The sequence below is a fragment of the Pseudomonas sp. GW460-LB5 genome, from assembly GCF_059423245.1.
In genome coordinates this window covers 42,977-63,384 of record NZ_JBWKXT010000037.1, presented here as the reverse complement: position 1 = coordinate 63,384, position 20,408 = coordinate 42,977, and the positions used below count along the sequence as shown (strand labels likewise).

The 20,408-nt window shown below is 63.0% G+C and carries 17 protein-coding genes and 1 pseudogene; 13 read left to right on the top strand and 5 right to left on the bottom strand.

All coding sequences use genetic code 11. From position 1 onward, the window contains the following. Positions 1 to 161 precede the first annotated feature (161 nt). From AC07XM_RS20775 to AC07XM_RS20755, 5 genes are all read left to right on the top strand, one after another. Positions 162 to 2,879 (top strand): winged helix-turn-helix domain-containing protein, encoded by a 2,718-nt coding sequence (locus AC07XM_RS20775; RefSeq protein WP_060517682.1) that lies wholly within the window; start codon positions 162 to 164, stop codon positions 2,877 to 2,879. Between the two features lie 159 nt (positions 2,880 to 3,038). Next, positions 3,039 to 4,646 (top strand): tetratricopeptide repeat-containing response regulator, encoded by a 1,608-nt coding sequence (locus AC07XM_RS20770; RefSeq protein WP_016484901.1) that lies wholly within the window; start codon positions 3,039 to 3,041, stop codon positions 4,644 to 4,646. Next, complete coding sequence (locus tag AC07XM_RS20765; protein ID WP_016484902.1) at positions 4,643 to 5,335, top strand: sensor histidine kinase; 693 nt, start codon at positions 4,643 to 4,645, stop codon at positions 5,333 to 5,335. Before AC07XM_RS20770 ends, AC07XM_RS20765 begins: the two co-directional genes overlap by 4 nt. Positions 5,336 to 5,479: 144 nt before the next feature. After that, positions 5,480 to 6,124: an MBL fold metallo-hydrolase gene (locus AC07XM_RS20760; RefSeq protein ID WP_024717664.1), complete on the top strand. Its 645-nt coding sequence runs from the start codon at positions 5,480 to 5,482 to the stop codon at positions 6,122 to 6,124. A gap of 109 nt (positions 6,125 to 6,233) precedes the next feature. Beyond that, positions 6,234 to 6,956, top strand: a complete 723-nt coding sequence (locus tag AC07XM_RS20755; protein ID WP_016501466.1) for a YiaD family glycine zipper/OmpA-like lipoprotein — start codon at positions 6,234 to 6,236, stop codon at positions 6,954 to 6,956. A gap of 117 nt (positions 6,957 to 7,073) precedes the next feature. Here AC07XM_RS20755 and pta read toward each other — a convergent pair whose 3' ends face one another. Beyond that, complete coding sequence (gene pta / locus AC07XM_RS20750) at positions 7,074 to 9,161, bottom strand: phosphate acetyltransferase (RefSeq protein WP_016484905.1); 2,088 nt, start codon at positions 9,159 to 9,161, stop codon at positions 7,074 to 7,076. Between the two features lie 31 nt (positions 9,162 to 9,192). Beyond that, positions 9,193 to 9,495 (bottom strand): DUF3565 domain-containing protein, encoded by a 303-nt coding sequence (locus tag AC07XM_RS20745; protein ID WP_024717665.1) that lies wholly within the window; start codon positions 9,493 to 9,495, stop codon positions 9,193 to 9,195. On the opposite strand from AC07XM_RS20745, the gene AC07XM_RS20740 reads away from it, so the two are divergent. Then, positions 9,494 to 9,979 carry an FKBP-type peptidyl-prolyl cis-trans isomerase gene (locus AC07XM_RS20740; RefSeq protein ID WP_016484906.1) on the top strand — a complete coding sequence of 162 codons (486 nt, stop codon included), beginning with the start codon at positions 9,494 to 9,496 and terminating at the stop codon, positions 9,977 to 9,979. The two genes, AC07XM_RS20745 and AC07XM_RS20740, sit on opposite strands and share 2 nt — an antisense overlap. Before the next feature lie 144 nt (positions 9,980 to 10,123). Further along, complete coding sequence (locus tag AC07XM_RS20735; RefSeq protein WP_016484907.1) at positions 10,124 to 10,606, top strand: glutathione peroxidase; 483 nt, start codon at positions 10,124 to 10,126, stop codon at positions 10,604 to 10,606. Between the two features lie 64 nt (positions 10,607 to 10,670). Here the strand turns inward: AC07XM_RS20735 and AC07XM_RS20730 are convergent, their stop codons facing one another. Continuing rightward, on the bottom strand, positions 10,671 to 11,861 hold the full coding sequence (locus AC07XM_RS20730) for a glycosyltransferase family 4 protein (protein WP_102689659.1): 1,191 nt from the start codon (positions 11,859 to 11,861) through the stop codon (positions 10,671 to 10,673). Positions 11,862 to 12,015: 154 nt separating this feature from the next. Here AC07XM_RS20730 and AC07XM_RS20725 point away from each other — a divergent pair. Continuing rightward, positions 12,016 to 12,768 (top strand): annotated as a pseudogene (locus tag AC07XM_RS20725) (PAS domain-containing protein); the annotation flags it as partial. 156 nt (positions 12,769 to 12,924) lie between these two features. Beyond that, positions 12,925 to 13,356, top strand: a complete 432-nt coding sequence (locus AC07XM_RS20720; protein WP_371262304.1) for a methyl-accepting chemotaxis protein — start codon at positions 12,925 to 12,927, stop codon at positions 13,354 to 13,356. A gap of 177 nt (positions 13,357 to 13,533) precedes the next feature. Here AC07XM_RS20720 and cysZ read toward each other — a convergent pair whose 3' ends face one another. Continuing rightward, a complete protein-coding gene (cysZ, locus tag AC07XM_RS20715; RefSeq protein WP_102689658.1) occupies positions 13,534 to 14,262 on the bottom strand; it encodes a sulfate transporter CysZ in 729 nt (242 codons plus the stop codon). Between the two features lie 331 nt (positions 14,263 to 14,593). On the opposite strand from cysZ, the gene trxB reads away from it, so the two are divergent. Next, complete coding sequence (gene trxB / locus AC07XM_RS20710; protein ID WP_016484911.1) at positions 14,594 to 15,556, top strand: thioredoxin-disulfide reductase; 963 nt, start codon at positions 14,594 to 14,596, stop codon at positions 15,554 to 15,556. A 59-nt stretch (positions 15,557 to 15,615) separates the two neighbouring features. Here the strand turns inward: trxB and nadC are convergent, their stop codons facing one another. Continuing rightward, positions 15,616 to 16,464, bottom strand: coding sequence for a carboxylating nicotinate-nucleotide diphosphorylase (nadC, locus tag AC07XM_RS20705; RefSeq protein ID WP_060517676.1), 849 nt, complete (start codon positions 16,462 to 16,464; stop codon positions 15,616 to 15,618). Between the two features lie 240 nt (positions 16,465 to 16,704). Here nadC and AC07XM_RS20700 point away from each other — a divergent pair, with 240 nt between their 5' ends. The 3 genes from AC07XM_RS20700 (at position 16,705) to ampE (ending at position 20,349) form a co-directional block, all read left to right on the top strand. Further along, positions 16,705 to 18,861, top strand: coding sequence for a DUF1631 domain-containing protein (locus AC07XM_RS20700; RefSeq protein ID WP_023047698.1), 2,157 nt, complete (start codon positions 16,705 to 16,707; stop codon positions 18,859 to 18,861). 88 nt (positions 18,862 to 18,949) lie between these two features. After that, positions 18,950 to 19,522, top strand: coding sequence for a 1,6-anhydro-N-acetylmuramyl-L-alanine amidase AmpD (gene ampD / locus AC07XM_RS20695; protein WP_016484915.1), 573 nt, complete (start codon positions 18,950 to 18,952; stop codon positions 19,520 to 19,522). After that, entirely contained in the window at positions 19,519 to 20,349 is an 831-nt protein-coding gene (ampE, locus tag AC07XM_RS20690) for a regulatory signaling modulator protein AmpE (RefSeq protein WP_024717666.1), read from the top strand. The genes ampD and ampE overlap by 4 nt, the downstream gene beginning before the upstream one ends. Positions 20,350 to 20,408 lie beyond the last annotated feature (59 nt).

Here is a 20,408-nt window from a genome sequence, read left to right as displayed (position 1 = left end):
CACCCAAACCCCCGCCCCAGCCTCCTGTCCATCAGCCATGTTGCTTTTTGTCGCAGTCTTTTCCGGGGCAATTGTGCCCATCATCTTCAAATGCGCTGCGTTACCGGCTAGTCTCGCAAGCATCCATACCGCCGTAGTCTTCCACCCAGAACGAGCCGGCCATGACAGACTTGTCCCGTACGCATGGATTCGCCAGCCAGGCCTTGGGCCTGCTGGACGGGCGTTTCTTCCGGCCACCGCTGCCGGACGGCCATGTGCCGCGCCTGCGCCTGTGTCAGCGCTTGCACGCCGGGCTGGGTGGTCGGTTGCTGCTGGTCAATGCCCCGGCGGGTTTCGGCAAAAGCTCCTTGGCCATCGAGTTTTGCGAAGCGCTACCTGAGCACTGGCGCAGCCTGTGGCTGGGCCTGAGCCAACGTGATGCCGACCCTGGCCGCTTCCTCGAGCGCCTGCTCGAAGGCCTGCAGCAGTACTGCCCGGCACTGGGCGGGCAGGCCATGGGCTTGCTGAAAATGCGCCAGCGTCACCAGCCGTTCGCCTTCGAGGAGTGGATCGACGGCCTGCTCGACGAGCTGGCGCTTTACCTGCAAACCGATACCCCTTTGCTGCTGGTGCTGGATGACTATCACCTGGCCCAGGGGCCCGTGCTCGACCGCTGCCTGCAGTTCTTCCTCAACCACCTGCCTGCCGGCCTGGTGTTGCTGGTTACCAGTCGCCAGCGCCCGGACTGGCACCTGGCGCGTTTGCGGCTGTCGCGCCAGCTTGTCGAACTGAACGAACAGGATTTGCGCCTCACCGCCGAAGAGTCGCTGGCGGTGATCGGCCGGCAGCCACCGGGCCTGCGCGGGCAGGCACTGGACAATCTGATCCAGCGCAGCGACGGTTGGGTGGCCGGGTTGCGTTTCTGGCAACTGGCCGCCAGCGAATCGGCGGACGAGCAAGCTTTGCCCCAGGCCTTGCATGGCGGCGAAGGCCTGATCCGCGACTACCTGCTTGAAGAAGTCATCGATATGCTGCCCGCCGACGTGCAGGCGTTCTTGTATGACACGGCCTGTCAGGAGCGTTTCTGCGCCCCGTTGTGCGATGCCTTGCGTGGCCGCCACGACAGCGCCGCAGTGTTGTGCTTCCTGCAGGCACACCAGGTATTCCTGGTGCCGCTGGACGAGCATGGCCACTGGTTCCGCTACCATCACCTGTTCTCCGATCTGCTGCGCAGCCGGCAAGCCAATGAACCACTGGCCGGCCTGCAACTGCGTGCCTGTCGCTGGTTTGAAAGCCAGGGCCTGCTGGACGAAGCGGTGGAGCAGGCGTTGCGTGCCGGCCACCTCGATGTCGCGGCCGACCTGGTGCAGAGCCTGTCCGAGGAGCAACTGCTGGCTGAACAGAACGTCGGCATGTTGCTGCGCTGGAAGATGGACCTGCCCGACAGTCTTCTGATCAGCACACCGCGCTTGATCGTGCTGTACAGCTGGGCGTTGGGTCTGGCTTGCCAGCTGGACGCAGCCGAGGAACTGGCCGGCTACCTCAGCCGCTTTCTGCCCGCGCCTTCGGCGACCGCGCAAAAATCGATGCTGGCCCAATGGCTGGCGCTGAGTGGGGTCATCGCCCGTGGCCGAGGCGACCGCGAACGCACCCTGGCTTATTGCGGCGAAGCGCTGCAGAGCCTGCCGAGCAAGCGCTATGGCCAACGCCTGGTGTGCTTGTCGACGCTGTCCAATCTGGCCATTGCCGATGGCGACTTCTGGCGGGCCAGGGGCTGGAACCGCGAAGCGCTGGAGCTGGCCCAGCGGGTTGGCAACCCGTTGTTCGAGGCGCTGGCCCATTACGACCGGGCACGTGTGCTGCACGCCCGCGGCGAGGTATTGCGGGCGCTGGACGAAGTGCGCCAAGGGCTTCAGCGCCTGCAAGGGCTCTCGGCGCAGCGGCTGTATGCCGTACGTGCGCGCCTGACGCTTTACGAAGGTTACCTGCTGGTCTCGCGCCTGCAGCCGGCCCAGGGCCGTGCGCGTTTGCGCGCGGGGCTGGGCGAGGCGCGGGCCTGTCGGGATATCAGTGTGCTTATCGGCCATTGCGTCATAGCGACCCTCGATGGCCGGGAAGGGCACTTTGCCGAGGCCTTTGCCGAGTTGGCCGAGGCCGAGCGCCTGATGCATATCTGGGACGTGCCCCCGGTCTACTACCTGGCCATGATCACCCTGGTCAAATGCGAACTCTGGCTGGCCCAGGGGCGTACCGACCTGGCCGAGTCCTGGCTGCTGCGACTGGGCCAGACCTACGGCGGCGAGCAGCCGGCAGCAGCACCGGAGTTCCACCCGCTGCTGCCGTTGCACATTGCGTTGCAGCAGGCGCTGCTCGAGCGCATCCAGTTACGTGGCGACGATGCCGTGCAACGGCTGGCAAGCCTGGTCGAGTGCGGCCGGGCCAGTGGCGGCATGATGCTCACCGTCAGCGCCCTGTGCCAATGGCTTTCCCTGCTGCTGGACGAAGGCCGGGAAGGGCAGGCCGCGCAGTTGCTACCCAGCCTGCTGGAATCTGCGCGGGGCGGAGTGCTGCAACCGTTTCAACCCCTGCTGCAAAAGCATCCGCAATGGCTTCATGAGCAATTGCAGGCAGGTGCCGCCTGCCCGGTTCAGGCCGAGCTGCTCAAGCGCCTGCCGCAACTGCCGAGCGCTAACACCGGTACCGGTGAAGCCCTGAGTGGCCGCGAAATGGCAGTGCTCGAACTGATTGCCCAAGGCTGTTCCAACCAGCAGATCAGCGAGCGGTTGTTCATTTCCTTGCACACCGTGAAGACCCACGCCAGCCATATCAACAGCAAGCTGGGGGTCGAGCGGCGCACCCAGGCGGTGGCCAAGGCCAAATCTCTGGGGCTGCTGGCGTGATACTGGCCCTTGAGGTCTTTGCCCGCTAAAGTGATGGCCTGAGGCCATGGATTGTGGCCGGCAATGCTCTACCCTCATCTTTCCCGACCAGCTGCCGATACAGCGATCGGTGGCATCGCCTCGCGCGATTTTTCAATCATTCCAAGGCAGGTCGTGTTGATGCTGCAGTACGGGCAAAAGAGCTTTCTGATCGTCGACGACTTTACCGACTTTCGCACGTCGACTCGTTCCATGTTGCGCGAGTTGGGCGTGCGCGACGTGGATACCGCCGACAGCGGCGAGCAGGCGCTGCGCATGTGCGCACAGAAGCGCTATGACTTCATCTTGCAGGACTTCCACCTGGGCGACGGCAAGAAGAACGGCCAACAGGTGCTCGAAGACCTGATCATCGACAAGCACATCAGCCATGAGTGCGTGTTCATCATGGTCACGGCCGAGAGCAGCCAGGCCATTGTCCTCAGCGCCATCGAGCACGAGCCCGATGCCTACCTGACCAAGCCGTTCAACCGCGTTGGCCTGGCCCAGCGCGTCGAGAAACTGTTCCAGCGCAAGACGCTGCTCAAGCCGATCCTGCAGGCACTGGACCGCAACCGCCCGGCCGAAGTGCTGGCTGCCTGTGCCGAACTGTGCAAGAAGGACCCGCGCCTGGCACCGCTGTGCCTGCGTTATCGGGCCGACGCCCTGCGCAACCTCAACCGCTTCGAGGAACTGGAAAAGTTCCTCAAGGCCATCCTGGCCAGCCGCCCGCAGCCTTGGGTGTATGCCGCGTTGGGCGCCCTGATGCACAAGCGTGGCCAGAATGCCCAGGCCCAGGGCGTGTACGAGCAGGCGCTCAAGGCGTTCCCGATCATGCCCGGCCTTTACGACGGCATGGCCGAAGTGCTGGTGGCTCAGGGCGATACCAGGCGCGCACAAAACCTGCTTGAAGAAGCCGTACGCCTCTCACCACTGTCGGTCCGTCGGCAGTCGACGCTGGGCAAGCTGGCGCTGGAAAACCAAGACTTCGAGAGCGCGTCGAAGGCGTTCCGCCATGCCGTGAATCAGGGGCAGAGCTCGCGCTACAAGGATGCTGAAAACAACCTTGGCCTGGTGCAGGCGCTGATGAGCAAGAACGCAGGCTTTGGCCTGGACGCCCGTACCCGGGTCGAAATCAACACCACGCTCAGCGAAGTGGCCAAGGAAAACCCCGAAGACCAAGGCTTGCAGGTGCGTGCGCGGATGATGAAGGCGGCCAGCCTGCAGCAGGCGGGCGACCCGGAAACAGCCGGCAAGCTGACCGAACAGGCGATCCAGCGCCTGGACAAGATGAACCAGTTCTTCTCGGTCGATGCGGCCCTGACCGTTGCCGCGCAGTTGCAGGCAATGGGGCAGGAAACCGCCGCCCTCGGTGTGCTGAAGAACTGTGTGGAAAGTTATGGCGATGACCCCAAGGTCATGGAAAAAGTCGGCAAGCTGACGGACGACCCCAGCGTGCTCAACGCCATTACCGAAGCGGTCACCCTCAATCGCCAGGGTGTGCGCAGTTACCAGGGAGGGCAGCTTGGCGAGGCGTTGCAACTGTTCCGCAAGGCGCTGGGTATGCAGCCGAAGAACATCAGCATCGCCCTTAACACCGCCCAGGCGCTGCTGCGCATTGGCGGTGAAAACCCTCAGCCCGCGATCATGCAGGAATGCCAGGACGCCTTGACCAGCGTGGCCGGTATCCCTGCCAGCGACAATCGCTATGACCGTTACCGCAAACTGCACATCCGAGTGTTCGGCGCATGAATCAAGACAATCAGGGGCTGGATTTTTCCACGGTGATCGCCTCCACCGTGCACGACCTCAAAAGCTCTTTGGCAGCGCTGATCCAGTCCCACAACCAGTGGGTGGAACGCTTGCCTGAAGAGCTGCGCGGTGGTGCCGAACAGGGGATCATGGAGCACGAGTTTCGTCACCTCAACGGCATGCTGGTGCAGTTGCTGGGGCTGTACAAACTGGGTGTGAACCAATTGCCGGTATGCCCGGACTATCACGAGCTGGATGACTTCATCGAAGCCCAGCTGGCGGCGCACCAGGAAGTACTGAAACACAACGACATCCTCGCCACCTGGCGCATCGACACCGACAACCCGCTGGGCTTTTTCGACCGCGAACTGGTGGCCTCGGTGATTGCCAACGTCATCACCAACGCCACCCGCTTTGCCGGGCACGCCTTGCTGATCACCATTGAAGAGGCCGACAACCAGCTGGCCATTTGCGTCAACGATGACGGCCCGGGTTACCCAAAGCACATGCTCGAGCGCCAGGAGGAGTACATCCAGGGCATTGACTCGACCAGCGGCAGTACTGGCCTGGGGCTGTATTTTGCGGCGCGCATTGCAGCGCTGCATGAAAGTGGCGGGGTGCGGGGGCGGATCGAGATTTCCAATGGCGGCGCGCTGGGTGGCGGGTTGTTCAGGTTGTTCCTGCCTTAGGATATGTGGCGTGCATACATCGAGCGCCGCCCGCGCGGCGCTCGATTTCACAGGCGCCACACCTCGCAAGGCATGAACCGCGTGCGCCCACCCCATTTTCCTGTCACGCTCTTCAAAGACCCAGGCTTTGCTTTAGAGCTCATCATGACCCAGACCCCACCTGCCCTCATCCGCGAAACCTTCCCCGTAGGCCCCCTGCAGTGCAACTGCACACTGATCGGCGACCCGCTGACCAAAAACGCCATCGTCGTCGACCCAGGTGGGGATGTGGACAAGATCCTCGCGCGCCTGCAGGCCCACGGCCTGACGCTGGTGAGCATCATCCACACCCACGCGCACTTCGACCATTTTCTTGCCTCGGGCAAATTGAAGGAGCTGACCGGCGCCACCTTGCACCTGCACAAGGACGACCAGGTACTGTGGGACAACCTGGAGATGCAATGCCAGATGTTCGGCGTTCCCTACACGCCGGTGCCGGCTCCCGATCGCTGGTTGGGCGATGACGAAGAACTGGCCTGCGGCTGTGGCGTGGCCTTGCATACGCCAGGGCATACCCCAGGCTCGATGAGCTTCTGGTTCGCCGACGCCAAGCTGTTGATTGCCGGCGATACCTTGTTCCGCCGTGGCATTGGCCGCACTGATTTGTGGGGGGGTGACCAGCGGGCTATCGTGCGTTCCATCAAGGAGCGGCTGTACCGGCTGGACGAGGAGGCTATCGTGGTGACCGGCCACGGGCCCGATACCCGACTGGGCGATGAGATGCGTGAAAACCCCTTTGTCCGTGCCTGAAGGCACATGAAGGCTCTTTCATGGAATTTTTCATTGCCGATGCAATCCAAGGCTGGCATAGATCCGCTTGTGATCTGCCGCATTTATGAATTTCAGTAGGAGCTTGTCCATGTTCACCATGCGTCGTCTGATTATCGTCGCAACTGCCGCGGCCCTGATGACCGGCTGCGCCGGCCAGAACCCTTATGACAACCAAGGTCAGGCGCAGGGCTCAACGGGGATGAGCAAGACTGCCAAATACGGCGGCCTGGGCGCGCTGGCTGGTGCCATCGCCGGTGCTGCCATCGACCACAACAACCGTGGCAAGGGTGCGCTGATCGGTGCCGCTGCGGTAGGTGCTGCAGCCGCAGGTTATGGCTACTATGCCGACAAGCAAGAGGCCGAGCTGCGCGCCCAGATGGCCAACACTGGGGTTGAAGTTCAACGCCAGGGCGACCAGATCAAACTGATCATGCCGGGCAACATCACCTTCGCTACCGACTCGGCCAACATTGCCCCAAGCTTCTACTCGCCGCTGAACAACCTGGCAGGCTCGTTCAAGCAGTTCAACCAGAACACCATCGAAGTGGTCGGCTTCACCGACAGCACTGGCAGCCGCCAGCACAACATGGACCTGTCCCAGCGCCGTGCGCAGGCGGTCAGCACCTACCTGACCTCGCAGGGTGTGGATGCTTCGCGTATCTCGGTGCGTGGCATGGGCCCGGACCAGCCGATCGCCAGCAACGCCGATGCCAATGGCCGTGCGCAGAACCGCCGGGTGGAAGTGAACCTGAAGCCGATTCCGGGTCAGCAATATGACCAGCAGCAAGGCCAGGTTCAGCAGTATCCCTGATTGACCCCCGGGGCCGCTTTGCGGCCCTATCGCGACGCAAGGCCGCTCCCACGGGCATTACACGATCCCTGTAGGAGCGGCCTTGTGCCGCGAATGGCTGCAAAGCAGCCCCAGCTTTTAGCGCGCTACGCTGGCCTGAATCGCCGTCAGGGCGATGGTATGCACGATATCGTCAACCTGAGCCCCGCGCGGCAAGTCGTTCACCGGTTTGCGCAACCCCTGCAGCATTGGCCCCAGGCTGACCCCGTCGGCACTGCGTTGCACTGCTTTGTGCGTAGTGTTGCCGGTATTGAGGTCGGGGAACACGAACACCGTGGCACGCCCTGCCACCGGGCTACCTGGCGCCAGCTCCCGTGCAATCGCCGGGTTGGCTGCCGCGTCATACTGCAGCGGCCCATCAATCAGCAGCTGCGGCGCTGCACCCTGTGCCAGGCGTGTCGCCTCGCGCACTTTCCCAACCTCTTCATCACTGGCCGAATCGCTTGAATAACTGATCATCGCCACCCGCGGCGCGATGCCGAAGGCCTGCGCCGATTCAGCACTCTGCCGGGCGATCTCGGCCAGTTCGCAAGCGCTCGGGTGAGGGTTCATCACGCAGTCGCCGTACACCAGCACCTGTTCGGGGAACAGCATGAAGAACACGGATGACACCAGGCTGGAGCCCGGCTCGGTCTTGATCAACTGCAAGGCCGGGCGGATGGTGTTGGCGGTGGAGTGCACCAGGCCCGAGACCAGGCCGTCCACCTCGTCCAGGGCCAGCATCATGGTGCCGATCACCACAGGGTCTTCCAGTTGCTGCTCGGCCATTGGCGCGTTGAGGTTCTTGCTCTTGCGCAGGGCGACCATCGGCTCCACGTAGCGCCCGCGAATCAGCTCGGGGTCGAGAATTTCCAGGCCAGGCGGCAGGGTAATGCCTTGCGCACGGGCTACGGCCTCGACATCTTCGGGCTTGGCCAGCAGCACGCAGCGGGCAATGCCGCGCGCCTGGCAGATAGCTGCGGCCTGCACCAGCAGCGGCTCGGCACCTTCTGGCAAGACAATGCGCTTGTTGGCCTGCTGCGCCCGCTGAATCAGCTGGTAGCGGAAAACCGCTGGCGAGAGGCGCATTTCGCGCGGCGTACCGCAGCGTTGGTGCAACCAGGCTGCATCGAGGTGGCTGGCGACAAAGTCGGTGATGAACTCGGCGCGCTCGCGGTCGTCGACCGGGATTTCGCGGTTCAGCGAATTGAGCTGGTTGGCAGTGTCGTACGAGCCGGTGCTGACCGACAGGATCGGCAAGCCTGCCTGCAGCGCGCCGCGGCACAGGCCGAGGATACGCGCGTCGGGCTTGCTGTCGCTGGTTAGCAGCAGCCCGGCCAGTGGTACGCCATTGATTGCGGCCAGGCTGACGGCGAGGATGATGTCGTCGCGATCGCCCGGGGTGACCACCAGGGTACCCGACGTCAGCAGCGGCACCGTGTTGGCCACGGTGCGTGCGCAGATGATGATCTTGCTCATGCGCCGTTGCTCGTAGTCGCCGGGGTTGAGCACCTGGGCGCCGAGCAGATCGGCCACGTCGCGGGTGCGCGGGGCGTTCAGCTCTGGCTGGTAGGGGATGCAGCCGAGCAGGCGGAAGTCGTTGCCGCGTAGCAAGGGCGAGTGCTCGCGCAGACGGGTGGCAAAGTCCGCCATGCTTTCATCGGTGCGCACCTTGTTGAGGATTACTCCGAGGACCTTCGGGTCGCGTGGGCCGCCGAACAGCTGTGCCTGCAGTTCAACCCGGCCGGACAGTTCGCTGAGCACTTCGTTTTCCGGCGCCGACACCAGGATCACCTCGGCATCCAGGCTCTTGGCCAGGTGCAGGTTGACCCGCGCCGCGTAGCTTGCGTGGCGCGTGGGCACCATGCCCTCGACCACCACCACGTCATTGCCAACGCAGGCTTGCTGGTAGAGGCGGATGATTTCTTCGAGCAATTCGTCCAGCTGGCCGTCGCCAAGCATGCGCTCGACCTGGGCCAGGCTCAGAGGCACGGGTGGCTTGATGCCGTGGGTGCGCGCCACCAGTTCTGTCGAGCGCTCGGGGCCGGTGTCGCCCGGGTGGGGCTGGGCGATCGGCTTGAAAAAACCGACTTTCAGGCCGGCGCGCTCCAGGGTGCGCACCAGGCCCAGGCTAATGGAGGTCAGGCCGACACCAAAGTCGGTCGGCGCAATGAAAAATGTCTGCATGCGTGCTTCTCGAAATAAGCGGTGCAAGAAATTAACGGCCAAGGGTAGCGCTATCGGTCCCTTGTGCGCACCAGCCACAACTAAAAGGTTGGCCTATGCGCTGCGTACGTTGTGCCGGATCGAGCACCCAGGGGCGTGCCTGCCACGGCGGTTGGTGGCGCAGGTGCTGTGTGTGACCGCACGAAAGCTCGACCACCCAGTGGCCTTCTTCGTCCTGGTGGAAGCCGGTGATCCGACTGATGGGCCGTTGCTCGTCCGCAGTGCGTTCGCAATCGGACGATGGCTTGGTTACACTTGTCCGCTCTACATACTTTTGCAAAAGGTCTTGCCCCATGCTGATCGCCGCCAACAAGGCTGTCTCCATCGACTATACCCTGACCAACGACGCCGGGGAGACCATCGACAGCTCCGCCGGTGGCGCGCCGCTGGTCTACCTGCACGGTGCCGGCAACATCATCCCGGGCCTGGAAAAAGCCCTGGAAGGCAAACAGGCCGGTGACGAGCTGAACGTTACCATCGAGCCGGAAGACGCCTACGGCGAATACCTGGCCGAGCTGGTCAGCACCCTGAACCGCAGCCTGTTCGAAGGCGTTGACGAGCTGGAAGTGGGCATGCAGTTCCACGCTTCGGCGCCGGACGGCCAGATGCAGATCGTGACCATCCGCGACCTCGACGGCGACGACGTCACCGTTGACGGCAACCACCCGCTGGCCGGCCAGCGCCTGACCTTCCAGGTCAAGGTAGTCGACGTGCGTGACGCCAGCGAAGAAGAAATCGCTCACCGCCACATCCACGGTGAGGGTGGCCATCACCACTGATTTTCTGCGCTAAGCTCAGAAAGTCGCCAGGCGCTCGGGCAAGCCGATTTGCCTTCCTACGGGAGGTGGACGGTTTGAACGGGCGCCTTTTTAGTGGGCGCAATTCGCCTGTGCGGCAACCGGGAACCTGAGAGGGGATTCGTCATGAGTGCATTTCACGACCTGAAACTGGAGGCGCTGAACGGCGGGGAGCTGTCCCTCGCACCGTTCAAGGGCCAAGTGGTGCTGGTGGTCAACGTTGCCTCCAAATGTGGTCTCACGCCGCAGTACAAGGCCCTGGAAAACCTCTACCAGGTTTACAAGGACAAGGGCTTCAACGTGCTTGGCCTGCCGTGCAACCAGTTTGCCGGCCAAGAGCCGGGCAGCGAAAAGGAAATCCAGGAATTCTGTAGCCTCAACTACGGGGTGAGCTTCCCGCTGGGCGGCAAGCTGGAGGTCAACGGGCCGCAACGCCATTCGTTGTACCGCCTGTTGGCGGGTGAGGGGGCCGAGTTCCCCGGTGATATCACCTGGAACTTCGAGAAGTTTCTGGTGGGCAAGGATGGGCGGGTGCTGGCGCGTTTTTCGCCGCGCACGGCGCCGGATGACCCGGCGGTGGTGCAGGCGATCGAGAAGGCGTTGGCCTGAAGAGTGCCTGCCGCGAAACGTTTGGCACCTGTGAGATCGAGCGCTGCCCGCGCGGCGCTCGATCTCACAGGCGCTGCAAAAATGGCGCAGAACGCCCAGCCGCAACACCTGGTTGCCTGCAAGCGTTGCACAGGTACTCCTCAAATTCTTCGACAATCGCCGGCCAACCCTGACGGCTGGCATGCTGGCGGGCATTAAGGCGCACCCGGCGCAACGTTTCCTCTTCCTCCAGCAGCCAGCAGGCCGCGTCGACAAACCCCGCCTGGTCCCCCGGCATCGCCAGCACGCCGCTGTGACCGTGGCGTATGTGCTGCGCTGCGGCTGCCTCGTCATAAGCAACCACCGCCAACCCCGAAGCCATGGCTTCGAGCACCACATTGCCAAAGGTTTCGGTCAGGCTCGGGAACAGGAACAGGTCACCGCTGGCGTAGTGCTCGGCCAGCACCTCACCGCGCTGGGCGCCGCAGAACATGGCATCCGGTATCTGCTGTTGGAGGGCGGCGCGCTGTGGCCCGTCACCCACCAGGATCAGGCGCAGGCGTTTCTGTGGATAAGTCTTCTGCAATGCTTCAACGCATGGGCGTAGTAATCCGAGGTTTTTTTCCACTGCCAGCCGTCCGACATGCAACACGGCGATATCGTCCGGGCCCAGCCCCCAGCTTTCGCGCAACGCCTGGTTGCGCCGGGCGGGGTTGAACAGGCAGGCATCGACACCCCGGGCCAGCAGTTCCAGGCGCTCGAAGCCACGGCGTTCCAGCTCCAGGCGCTGGCTGAGGCTGGGCACCAAGGTGATTGCCGTGCGGCGATGGAACCAGCGCAGGTAGTGGGTGAGCAGGCGCGCCAGCAAACCCAGCCCGTACTGACCGGAATACTGCGGGAAGTTGGTGTGGAAGCCGCTGACGACCGCGATTCCCAGGCGTTTGGCGGCGCGCAGGGCGCTGAGCCCCAGCGGCCCCTCGGTGGCGATGTACAGCACGTCCGGGCGCTGCCGCCGCCAGCGGCGTAGCAACGTGTGCATGGACACTTCGCCCCACTGCAAACCCGGGTAGCCGGGCAGTGCCCAGCCACGACACAGCATCAGATGCGGGTCGTTGTGCACAGGTGCTTCGCCGGCCTGGCGCGGGCGTACCACCTCGACCTCATGGCCGCGTTGACGCAGCCCTTCACCAAGGCGGCCAAGTGTGTTGGCCACGCCGTTGATTTCGGGTGGGAAGGTCTCGCTGACCAGGGTGATGCGCAGGGCGGCTGTATTCATGACAAAAAGTTTCCGCCTGCCGGGTTGCGCCAATTTGACGGTTATGTGACGTAGAGATGACGCCTGACCACTGACGCTTTTGCCTTCATGAATATTTCGTTGCCCGGTGCTCAAGAAGGTGCAACCGGCAGCCGATGAAGATGCATTCGATTAGATGATGCGCTCCAGGAGTGCGGTGATGTTCAACAGCAAGCTCAAGCAAGAAATCCGGCAGCTGCGCGAAGACCTGATGTCAGTGGAACAGGTCAAGAGCAGTCTCGACAGCGAGATGCTGGTACTTCAGCTCGACCCCCAGGGACGGATCGAGATGGTCAACGGTAATTTCGAGAGCGAAATGTTTTACCGTTCCGAACAATTGCTTGGACGCAACATCGAGGACATCGTCCCTTCCCATGTGAAGTCGCTGGATTTCTATCAACGCATGAAGAGCGCTATCAGCCGGGGCGAGCACCTTAATGGTGCCTTCCGCCTGCTGCGCGGCAACGGCCAGGAAGCCTGGCTGCGCTCGATTCTGCAGCCGGTCAAGAACGGCGAGGGGCGCATCAAGTATTTCACCCTGCATTCCAGCGACCTTACCCGCACTATCGAGGCATCCCGCGAGCATGAAAGCCTGATCAAGGCGCTGATGCGTTCTACCGCTGTCATCGAGTTTGACCTCGACGGCACCATCCTCACGGCCAACGAGCGTTTCCTGGCCACTGTCGGTTACCGCCTGGAGCAGATTCGCGGCAAGCATCACCGCATGTTCTGCGAGCCGGAGGAGGCGCACTCGGCCGGCTACCAGGCGTTCTGGGACAAGCTGCGCCGTGGTGAATATGTCGCCGAACGCTTCAAGCGTATCGATGCCCATGGCCGGGTGATCTGGCTGGAGGCTTCCTACAACCCGATCTTCGATGCCCACGACGTCCTGTACAAGGTGGTCAAGTTCGCCACTGTCATCACCGACCAGGTCAACCAGGAGCAGGCCGTGGCCCAGGCAGCAGATGTCGCCTACAGCACCTCGCTGGGTACCGATGTCAGCGCCCGCAAAGCCACCGAGGTGGTTACCCAGACCGTCAGCGTCATGCGTGGCCTGGAGGCCTCGATGCAAGAGGCGGCCGAGGGCATCCAGGCGCTGGACACCCAGTCGCGGGTGATCGGTTCGATCATCAAGACCATCAGCGACATTGCCGGGCAGACCAACCTGCTGGCCCTTAACGCGGCCATTGAAGCGGCCCGCGCGGGCGAGCAAGGGCGGGGCTTTGCCGTGGTTGCCGACGAAGTGCGCCAGCTGGCGTCGCGCACCAGTACCGCCACCGAGGAAATTGCCCGGGTGGTACAGCAGAACGAACAGCTGGCTCAGGCGGCAGTGGCGATCATCGACACCAGCAAGCGCCAGGCCGAGCAGGGGCTGGCGCTGGCTGACGAGACAGGTAGCGTGATTGTCGAGATTCAGGACGGGGCGAAACGGGTGGTGGATGTGGTGGGGCAGTTCTCCAGCCGGTTGGGGCAGTAAGCCCCAGGCCAGCTTGGTTCTTTTCTGTGAGCAGTCCACTTTGTGGGAGCGGGCTTGTCCCGCGAACACCGGCAAAGCCGGTGCCAGGCACCGCGTGCCCCCATTCGCGGGCGCTCCCACAGGGCACCTCAAAGGACCGAGCGATTTCCTGCAGAGAATCTCGCATGCGCTCCGGGATCAGTTGCGCTCCCGCACCCAGAACAACGTAGCCCCGGCCACCGCCGCCGGCATCATCAATACGTTCACCCCCGGAATCATCAGCGCCAGGTAGGTGATGCCGCCAAAGCCCAGCGACTGCCAGCGCTTGCTGCGCAGCCAGGCCAGCATGTCCTGCCAGCTCATCTTGTTGTTGTCCGCCGGGTAGTCGATGTACTGGATGGCCATCATCCATACCCCGAACATCAGCCACAGTGGCGCGGCGACGACGTTGACCACCGGGATCAGCGACAGAATGAACAGGCCGACTGCCCGCGGCAGGAAGTAGCCCAGCTTGCGCATTTCGCGGCTGAAGGTGCGTGGCACCATGGCCACCAGCTCGCCCCAGCTGAACGCCGGGAAGGTGTCTTCGCCCCGTACCACAACCTCGACCTTTTCCGCCAAAAAGCCATTGAACGGCGCGGCAATGATGTTGGCCACCAGGGTGAAGGTGAAGAACACCATCAGCACCAGCAAGGCAACGAACAGCGGCCAGAGGATGTAGCTGAGGAAGCTCAACCAGTCTGGCAGCGTCGGCATCAGGGCATCGAGCCAAAGGGCAAACTGGTGGCCGGCGAAGTAGACCATGCTACCGAACAGCAGCAGGTTGATCGCCAGCGGCAGCAGCACGAACAGCCGCAGGTTGGGGCTCAGCACCAGTTTCAGGCCTTCGCGCAGGTATTGGGGGCCGGAGAGGACAGGGGCTTGCATCGGGAGACTCCGCAGAGAAGGAAAACGCGCTGACCTTACCGAGTTTGCATCGCCGACGAAAGGTGGCTGGCAAGCCGGACACGGGCTGTAACAAAAGCGCCGGGGTCTGGGCTATCGATGAAAACAGTGAATAGACGATGCCTATGAGGTGGATTGTCTAAGGATATTTCCTTAATCTTTGCGACCTCGCTACAGTGCGCTCAACTTTTCGCTTTCAGGGCCTGCGCGTTGTAGCCTTCCCCAAGTGCTGCGTGGGTCCGTTTTAATTTTCCAGCTGGCGCAGCCGGTACACCGATGCCGGCCCGAGCGGCCGGCTCGACAGGAGTTCGACATGTCTGAAGTACGTCATTCGCGCGTCATCATTCTCGGTTCCGGCCCTGCCGGATACAGCGCTGCGGTCTATGCGGCCCGCGCCAACCTCAAGCCGCTGCTGATCACCGGCATGCAGGCCGGCGGCCAGCTGACTACCACTACCGAAGTCGACAACTGGCCGGGCGACCCACACGGCCTGACCGGCCCGGCCCTGATGCAGCGCATGCAGGAACACGCCGAGCGCTTCGAAACCGAAATCGTCTTCGACCACATCAACGCCGTCGACTTGGCCAACAAGCCGTTCACCCTGCAGGGTGACAGCGGCAAGTACACCTGCGACGCACTGATCATCGCTACTGGTGCCAGCGCCCGCTACCTGGGCCTGCCGTCGGAAGAGGCCTTCATGGGCAAGGGCGTTTCGGCCTGCGCCACCTGCGACGGTTTCTTCTACCGCAACAAGCCAGTCGCCGTGGTTGGCGGCGGCAACACTGCCGTGGAAGAGGCGCTGTACCTGGCCAACATCGCCAGCAAGGTAACCCTGGTGCACCGCCGCGAGACCTTCCGCGCCGAGAAGATCCTGGTCGACAAACTCAACGCCCGTGTGGCCGAAGGCAAGATCGAGCTCAAGCTCAACGCCACCCTGGACGAAGTATTGGGTGACAACATGGGTGTGACCGGTGCGCGCCTGAAGAACAACGACGGCAGCAGCGACGAAATCAAGGTCGACGGCGTATTCATTGCCATTGGCCACACCCCGAACACGTCGCTGTTCGAAGGCCAGCTGACCCTCAAGGACGGCTACCTGGTAGTCAACGGCGGCCGTGAAGGCAACGCCACCGCCACCAACGTTGAAGGTGTGTTCGCTGCGGGTGACGTGGCTGACCACGTTTACCGTCAGGCCATTACCTCGGCCGGCGCTGGCTGCATGGCGGCCCTTGACGTGGAGCGTTACCTGGACGGGCTGGCCAACGCCTCGTTCTGATCAGATAGCGCCCCAAAAAAACCGGCCGAAAGGCCGGTTTTTTATTGCCTGCGGTCAGCTCACAGGCTCAACCGCATGGACAGGTCCACGGCTTTCACATCCTTGGTCATGGCGCCAATCGAGATGTAGTCCACCCCAGTCTCGGCAATCACCCGCAAGGTCGTCTCGTTCACCCCGCCACTGGCCTCAAGCTTGGCTTTGCCAGCGGTAATGCGTACCGCTTCGCGCATTTCGTCCAGGTTCAGCTCGTCGAGCATGATGATATCCGCGCCAGCGGCCAGCGCCTCGCGCAGTTCATCCAGGCTTTCCACCTCGATTTCCACCGGCTTGCCCGGCGCAATGCGGTGCGCCGCTGTCACTGCCTGGGCTACGCCGCCGCTGGCGGCAATGTGGTTTTCCTTGATCAGGAAGGCGTCGTACAGGCCAATGCGGTGGTTGTCGCAACCGCCGCAGGTCACCGCGTACTTCTGCGCCAGGCGCAGGCCTGGCAGGGTTTTGCGGGTGTCCAGCAGGCGCACTTGCGTGCCTGCCACCAGGTCGGCGAGCGCGCGCGCGCGGGTGGCCACGCCCGACAGCAGCTGCAGGAAGTTCAGCGCACTGCGTTCACCACTGAGCAGCGAGCGGGCCGGGCCTTCCAGGTGGAACAGCGGCTGATTGGCAGTAGCCCGTTCACCGTCGGCCACCTGCCAGTGCACTGCAACGCGCGGGTCGAGCTGGCGAAACACGGCGTCAACCCAGGCAGTGCCGGCAATCACGCAGTCCTCGCGGGTGATGATGGTCGCCTTGGCCAGGCGCTCGGCCGGGATCAGCTGCGCGGTGATATCGCCACTGCCGATGTCCTCCAACAGTGCGCGGCGCACGTTGGCTTCGATTTCAGCGGTCAGGTCGGCAAGGCGTAGGTTCGGCATGGTCGGCTCCACAAGCAAGATGCCGGCGATTATAGGGCAGGGGCCAGATGTGTACAGCTGCCTGGGCTATGACCCTTGGTCGGTCTTGCTGGGCGATGACTGCAAATGAGGGCGTTGACCGCCCATGAATCGGCGCTGGCAGCTGTGAGATTTTTTACCGATAATGGCGACCAGTATTTGGCGTCATAGCTTTGACGATTTTCAGCCCTTTCGGGCATGACAACCTGCAAGGAGTCCAGGATGCAAAACGAAGGCAAGGTGGTGCCCCTGGCGGCAGCCATCGACCGAGGGGGGCGCACGCCTCTTCCTTGCCTTCCGGTATTGCTCCTGCAAGTGCGCGACAAGGCTGCGTTGCAACTGCGTCAGGGCTTGCAGGCGCTGTTCGACAATGCCGATGACACCTTGTTCGGAATGGCCGACAAGGCCGTGGACCGTTGTGACCAGAATCTGTATTTCGAGGCCATGCGCGATCTGCGTCTGAAGCGAAAAAGTATCGAACGCGGCTTCCTTGATACGTTTTATGACACCTATTCCCGCATCGGCCATGTCGACCTGCTGGCGCCTCTCGCCGAACCGGGCAACCTGCGCAACAAGATGCAACTCGAGCGGGCTGCGGCCATCGAATGCATGGTTGCGCGGGTGCTGTCGCGTGATGGCATTGCCCTGCAGCAACTGGGCCTGCGGTTGCAGGCCCTGCTCGATCGCCCCGTGCATGAGCAATGCAGCCCACTGGGCCCTGCCGCGCTGTGCGGCTACTTCCTTGAGGCTGGCCGGAACCTGGGGGTTGGCCTGAGGGTCAAACTGGTCCTGCTCAAGCTGTTCGAGCGTTATGTCTTGCGCGATCTGGACGTCATCTATGCCGAAGCCAATCAATTGCTGGCCGTCGCCGGTGTGCTGCCCGAGTTGCAACCGGCCCCGCGCCGTCGCGCCGAGGATCAGCGCATGATGGCAAGCCAGCGGGTGGCAAGCCAAGGCCAGGGAGCGAGCGCAGATGCGGCAGGGCAGGCGTTCTTTGCCTCTTTGCAAACCTTGCTGGCCCCGGCGCGTGGGCAGTTCGCACCCCGATTGCAGGCGGTGGCTGCCGCCCAGTCCATCAGCACCGCAGACCTGGTCCGCCTGCTTTCGCATTTGCAGCACTACGTACCCGCTGCCGGCGAGGCTGAGGATTTTGAACTCGGCCAACAGCTTGAACAATTGCTGCTGAGGGTCAGCGTGCGCAGCGGCACCCGGCGGCGCATAGCCGTGGCCGACGAAGACACGATCAACCTGGTTGGCCTGCTGTTCGCCTGTATTCAGGGCGATGACAACCTGCCGGCCAGCCTGCGTGCGTTGATCGCGCGGTTGCATATCCCATTGTTAAAGGTGGCACTGCTGGACAAGGGGCTGTTCAGTCGGGCCAGCCACCCTGCACGCCGGCTGCTTAACGAAATCGCTGGCGCAGCTATTGGCTGGGAGTGCAGCGGCGAAGGTCTGCGCGACAGCCTGCACTTACGGGTAGAGCGCGTGGTCCAGCGCTTGATCAATGATTTTGCCGAAGATGTCGGCATTTTCACCGACCTGCTCGACGAGTTTCTTGCGTTCAACCAGGAGGAGCGGCGGCGCAACGAGTTGCTTGAGCAGCGCACTCGCGACGCCGAAGAAGGACGCGCCCGTGCCCTGCAGGCCCGGCAGCAGGTGCAGCGGGTGCTCAACCAGCGCCTGCGGGGCCGGGTACTGCCTTTGGTGGTGGTGCAAATGCTGGTACAGGCCTGGAGCCAGGTGCTGCTGCTGGCCTGGCTCAAGCATGGTGAGGCCTCCCAGGCTTGGCGGGATGCCCTGCACACGCTGGACACGCTATTGGCCAGCATCACCCCTGGGCATGAACCGCAAGCGCTGTTGCAGCAGGTACCTGGGCTGCTCAAGGCGCTGCGCGATGGGTTGGCCAGTGTGGCCCTGAACTCGGCGGCAACCCGCGAGTTCTTCCTGCAACTGGAGCAATTGCACTTGCGTGCCTGCACAGGCGCTGAGTTACCGGTTGGCCATGAGCAACCCTTGGCCGAAGTGCGGGTGGACGAAGATATTGTGCTGGCGATTGCCGAAGAACCGTCCTGCGCGCCGCTGCACGTTGCCGAAGGCCAGGCAGCCGCGTTGCGGCAGGTGCAGCGCTTGCGCATCGGTAACTGGGTCGAAGTACTTGATGACGACGAACCGTTGCGCTGCAAACTGGTGGCGCGTATCGGCAGCAGCGACAGGCTGGTGTTTGCCAACCGCACCGGCATGAAGGTGAGAGAGTGGAACGGTGCCGGCCTGGCCCAGGCGCTACAGCGAGGGGACGTGCGGCTGCTGGATGACGGGTTGTTGTTCGAGCGGGCGCTGGAAGCGGTGCTCGATGGGCTGCGGCAGCCACCGGTGAGGTAGGCGGCAACATTACAATCATTCACATGCAAACGGTGTTGGCGGCAGGGCATACTGTGGGTCTGTTCAAGGCGCTTTCAGGATTTGCCCCATGCAATTGGACCGTGCCACTGGCTGGTTCCACGGAATCGGAATCACCCACTGCCCCTCGCCGAACTTCAATGCCCGCCCCGAAGGCGAATCGGTTTCCCTGCTGGTGATCCACAACATCAGCCTGCCGCCGGCCTGTTTTGGTACCGGCAAGGTGCAGCAGTTCTTCCAGAACCGCCTGGACCCCAACGAACACCCTTATTTCGCCAGCATCAGCCACCTCACCGTTTCGGCGCACCTGTTCGTCGAGCGTGACGGCGCGGTGACCCAGTTCGTTTCGTTGCTCGAGCGTGCCTGGCACGCGGGTGTGTCGTGCTTCGACGGGCGTGAAGGCTGTAACGATTTTTCCATCGGCATAGAGCTGGAAGGCACCGACGACCTGCCCTATACCGATGCTCAGTACGCCGTGCTGGAGCAGCTTACCCGGCACATTCGTAGCGCCTGGCCGGCCATCGACCTGGGCCGTATTCAGGGCCACAGCGACATTGCCCCACAACGCAAGACCGACCCCGGCCCGTCTTTCGATTGGCCGCGCTACCGCGAAGCGTTGTTGCACAACGAGGACAAGGCATGAGTTTTCTGGTGTTGTTGCTGGCGCTGTGGGTCGAGAAGTTTTCGGCCCTGCGGCATCAAGTGCAGCGTGACGGGTTCTTCCTTGGCGAGCTGCTTCGCCTGGAGCGCAGCGGCAAGGTGCACCCCTGGTGGACGCTGGCCGTCGTGGTGCTGGCACCGGTAGCGCTGCTGGTGTTGCTGCTGCATGTGCTGGAACCGGTGGCCTATGGGCTTTTGGCCTTGCCGGTGCATTTGCTGGTGCTGGTCTACAGCCTGGGCCGTGGCGATGCCAAGGCGTCGCTGGGCCCGTTCCGTGATGCCTGGCGGCGGGGTGACGACCAAGCGACGCTGCATGTTGCAGAGCGCGACCTGGGCGTGGTGGCGGATGAGCCGCACAGCCTGTTGGTGCGTGTGCAGGGCAACTTGCTGTGGCAGGTGTACCAAGGGTTTTTTGCGGTGATCTTCTGGTATTTCGTGCTAGGCCCTGGTGCGGCGCTGGCTTATCGACTGGTGGCGCTGTGCGGCGAGCACAGCCAGCAGCCTGCGCTGAAGGCGCGTGCCGAACAGCTGCGGCACATCATGGACTGGCTACCGGTGCGCTTGATGGCAATGAGCTTTGCGCTGGTGGGCAACTTCCTCGCAGTGACCCGGGTGATGCTGCACGAGGTGCTCAACTGGCACATCAGCGCTGCACACCTGGTGGCGCGGGTGGGGCGTATTGCCGATGACATTCCCGAGGAAGAAGACAGTCAGCGTGGCCTGGGGCGGCTGGACAGCCTTTGGGAGCTGCTGCTGCGCTGTGCAGTGCTGTGGTATGCCGGGTTTGCGCTGTGGACCGTGCTGGTCTGACATAGGGTCGCCTTGCTATTTGCGTCGCCTGGCAGATCGAGCGCCGCCCGCGCGGCGCT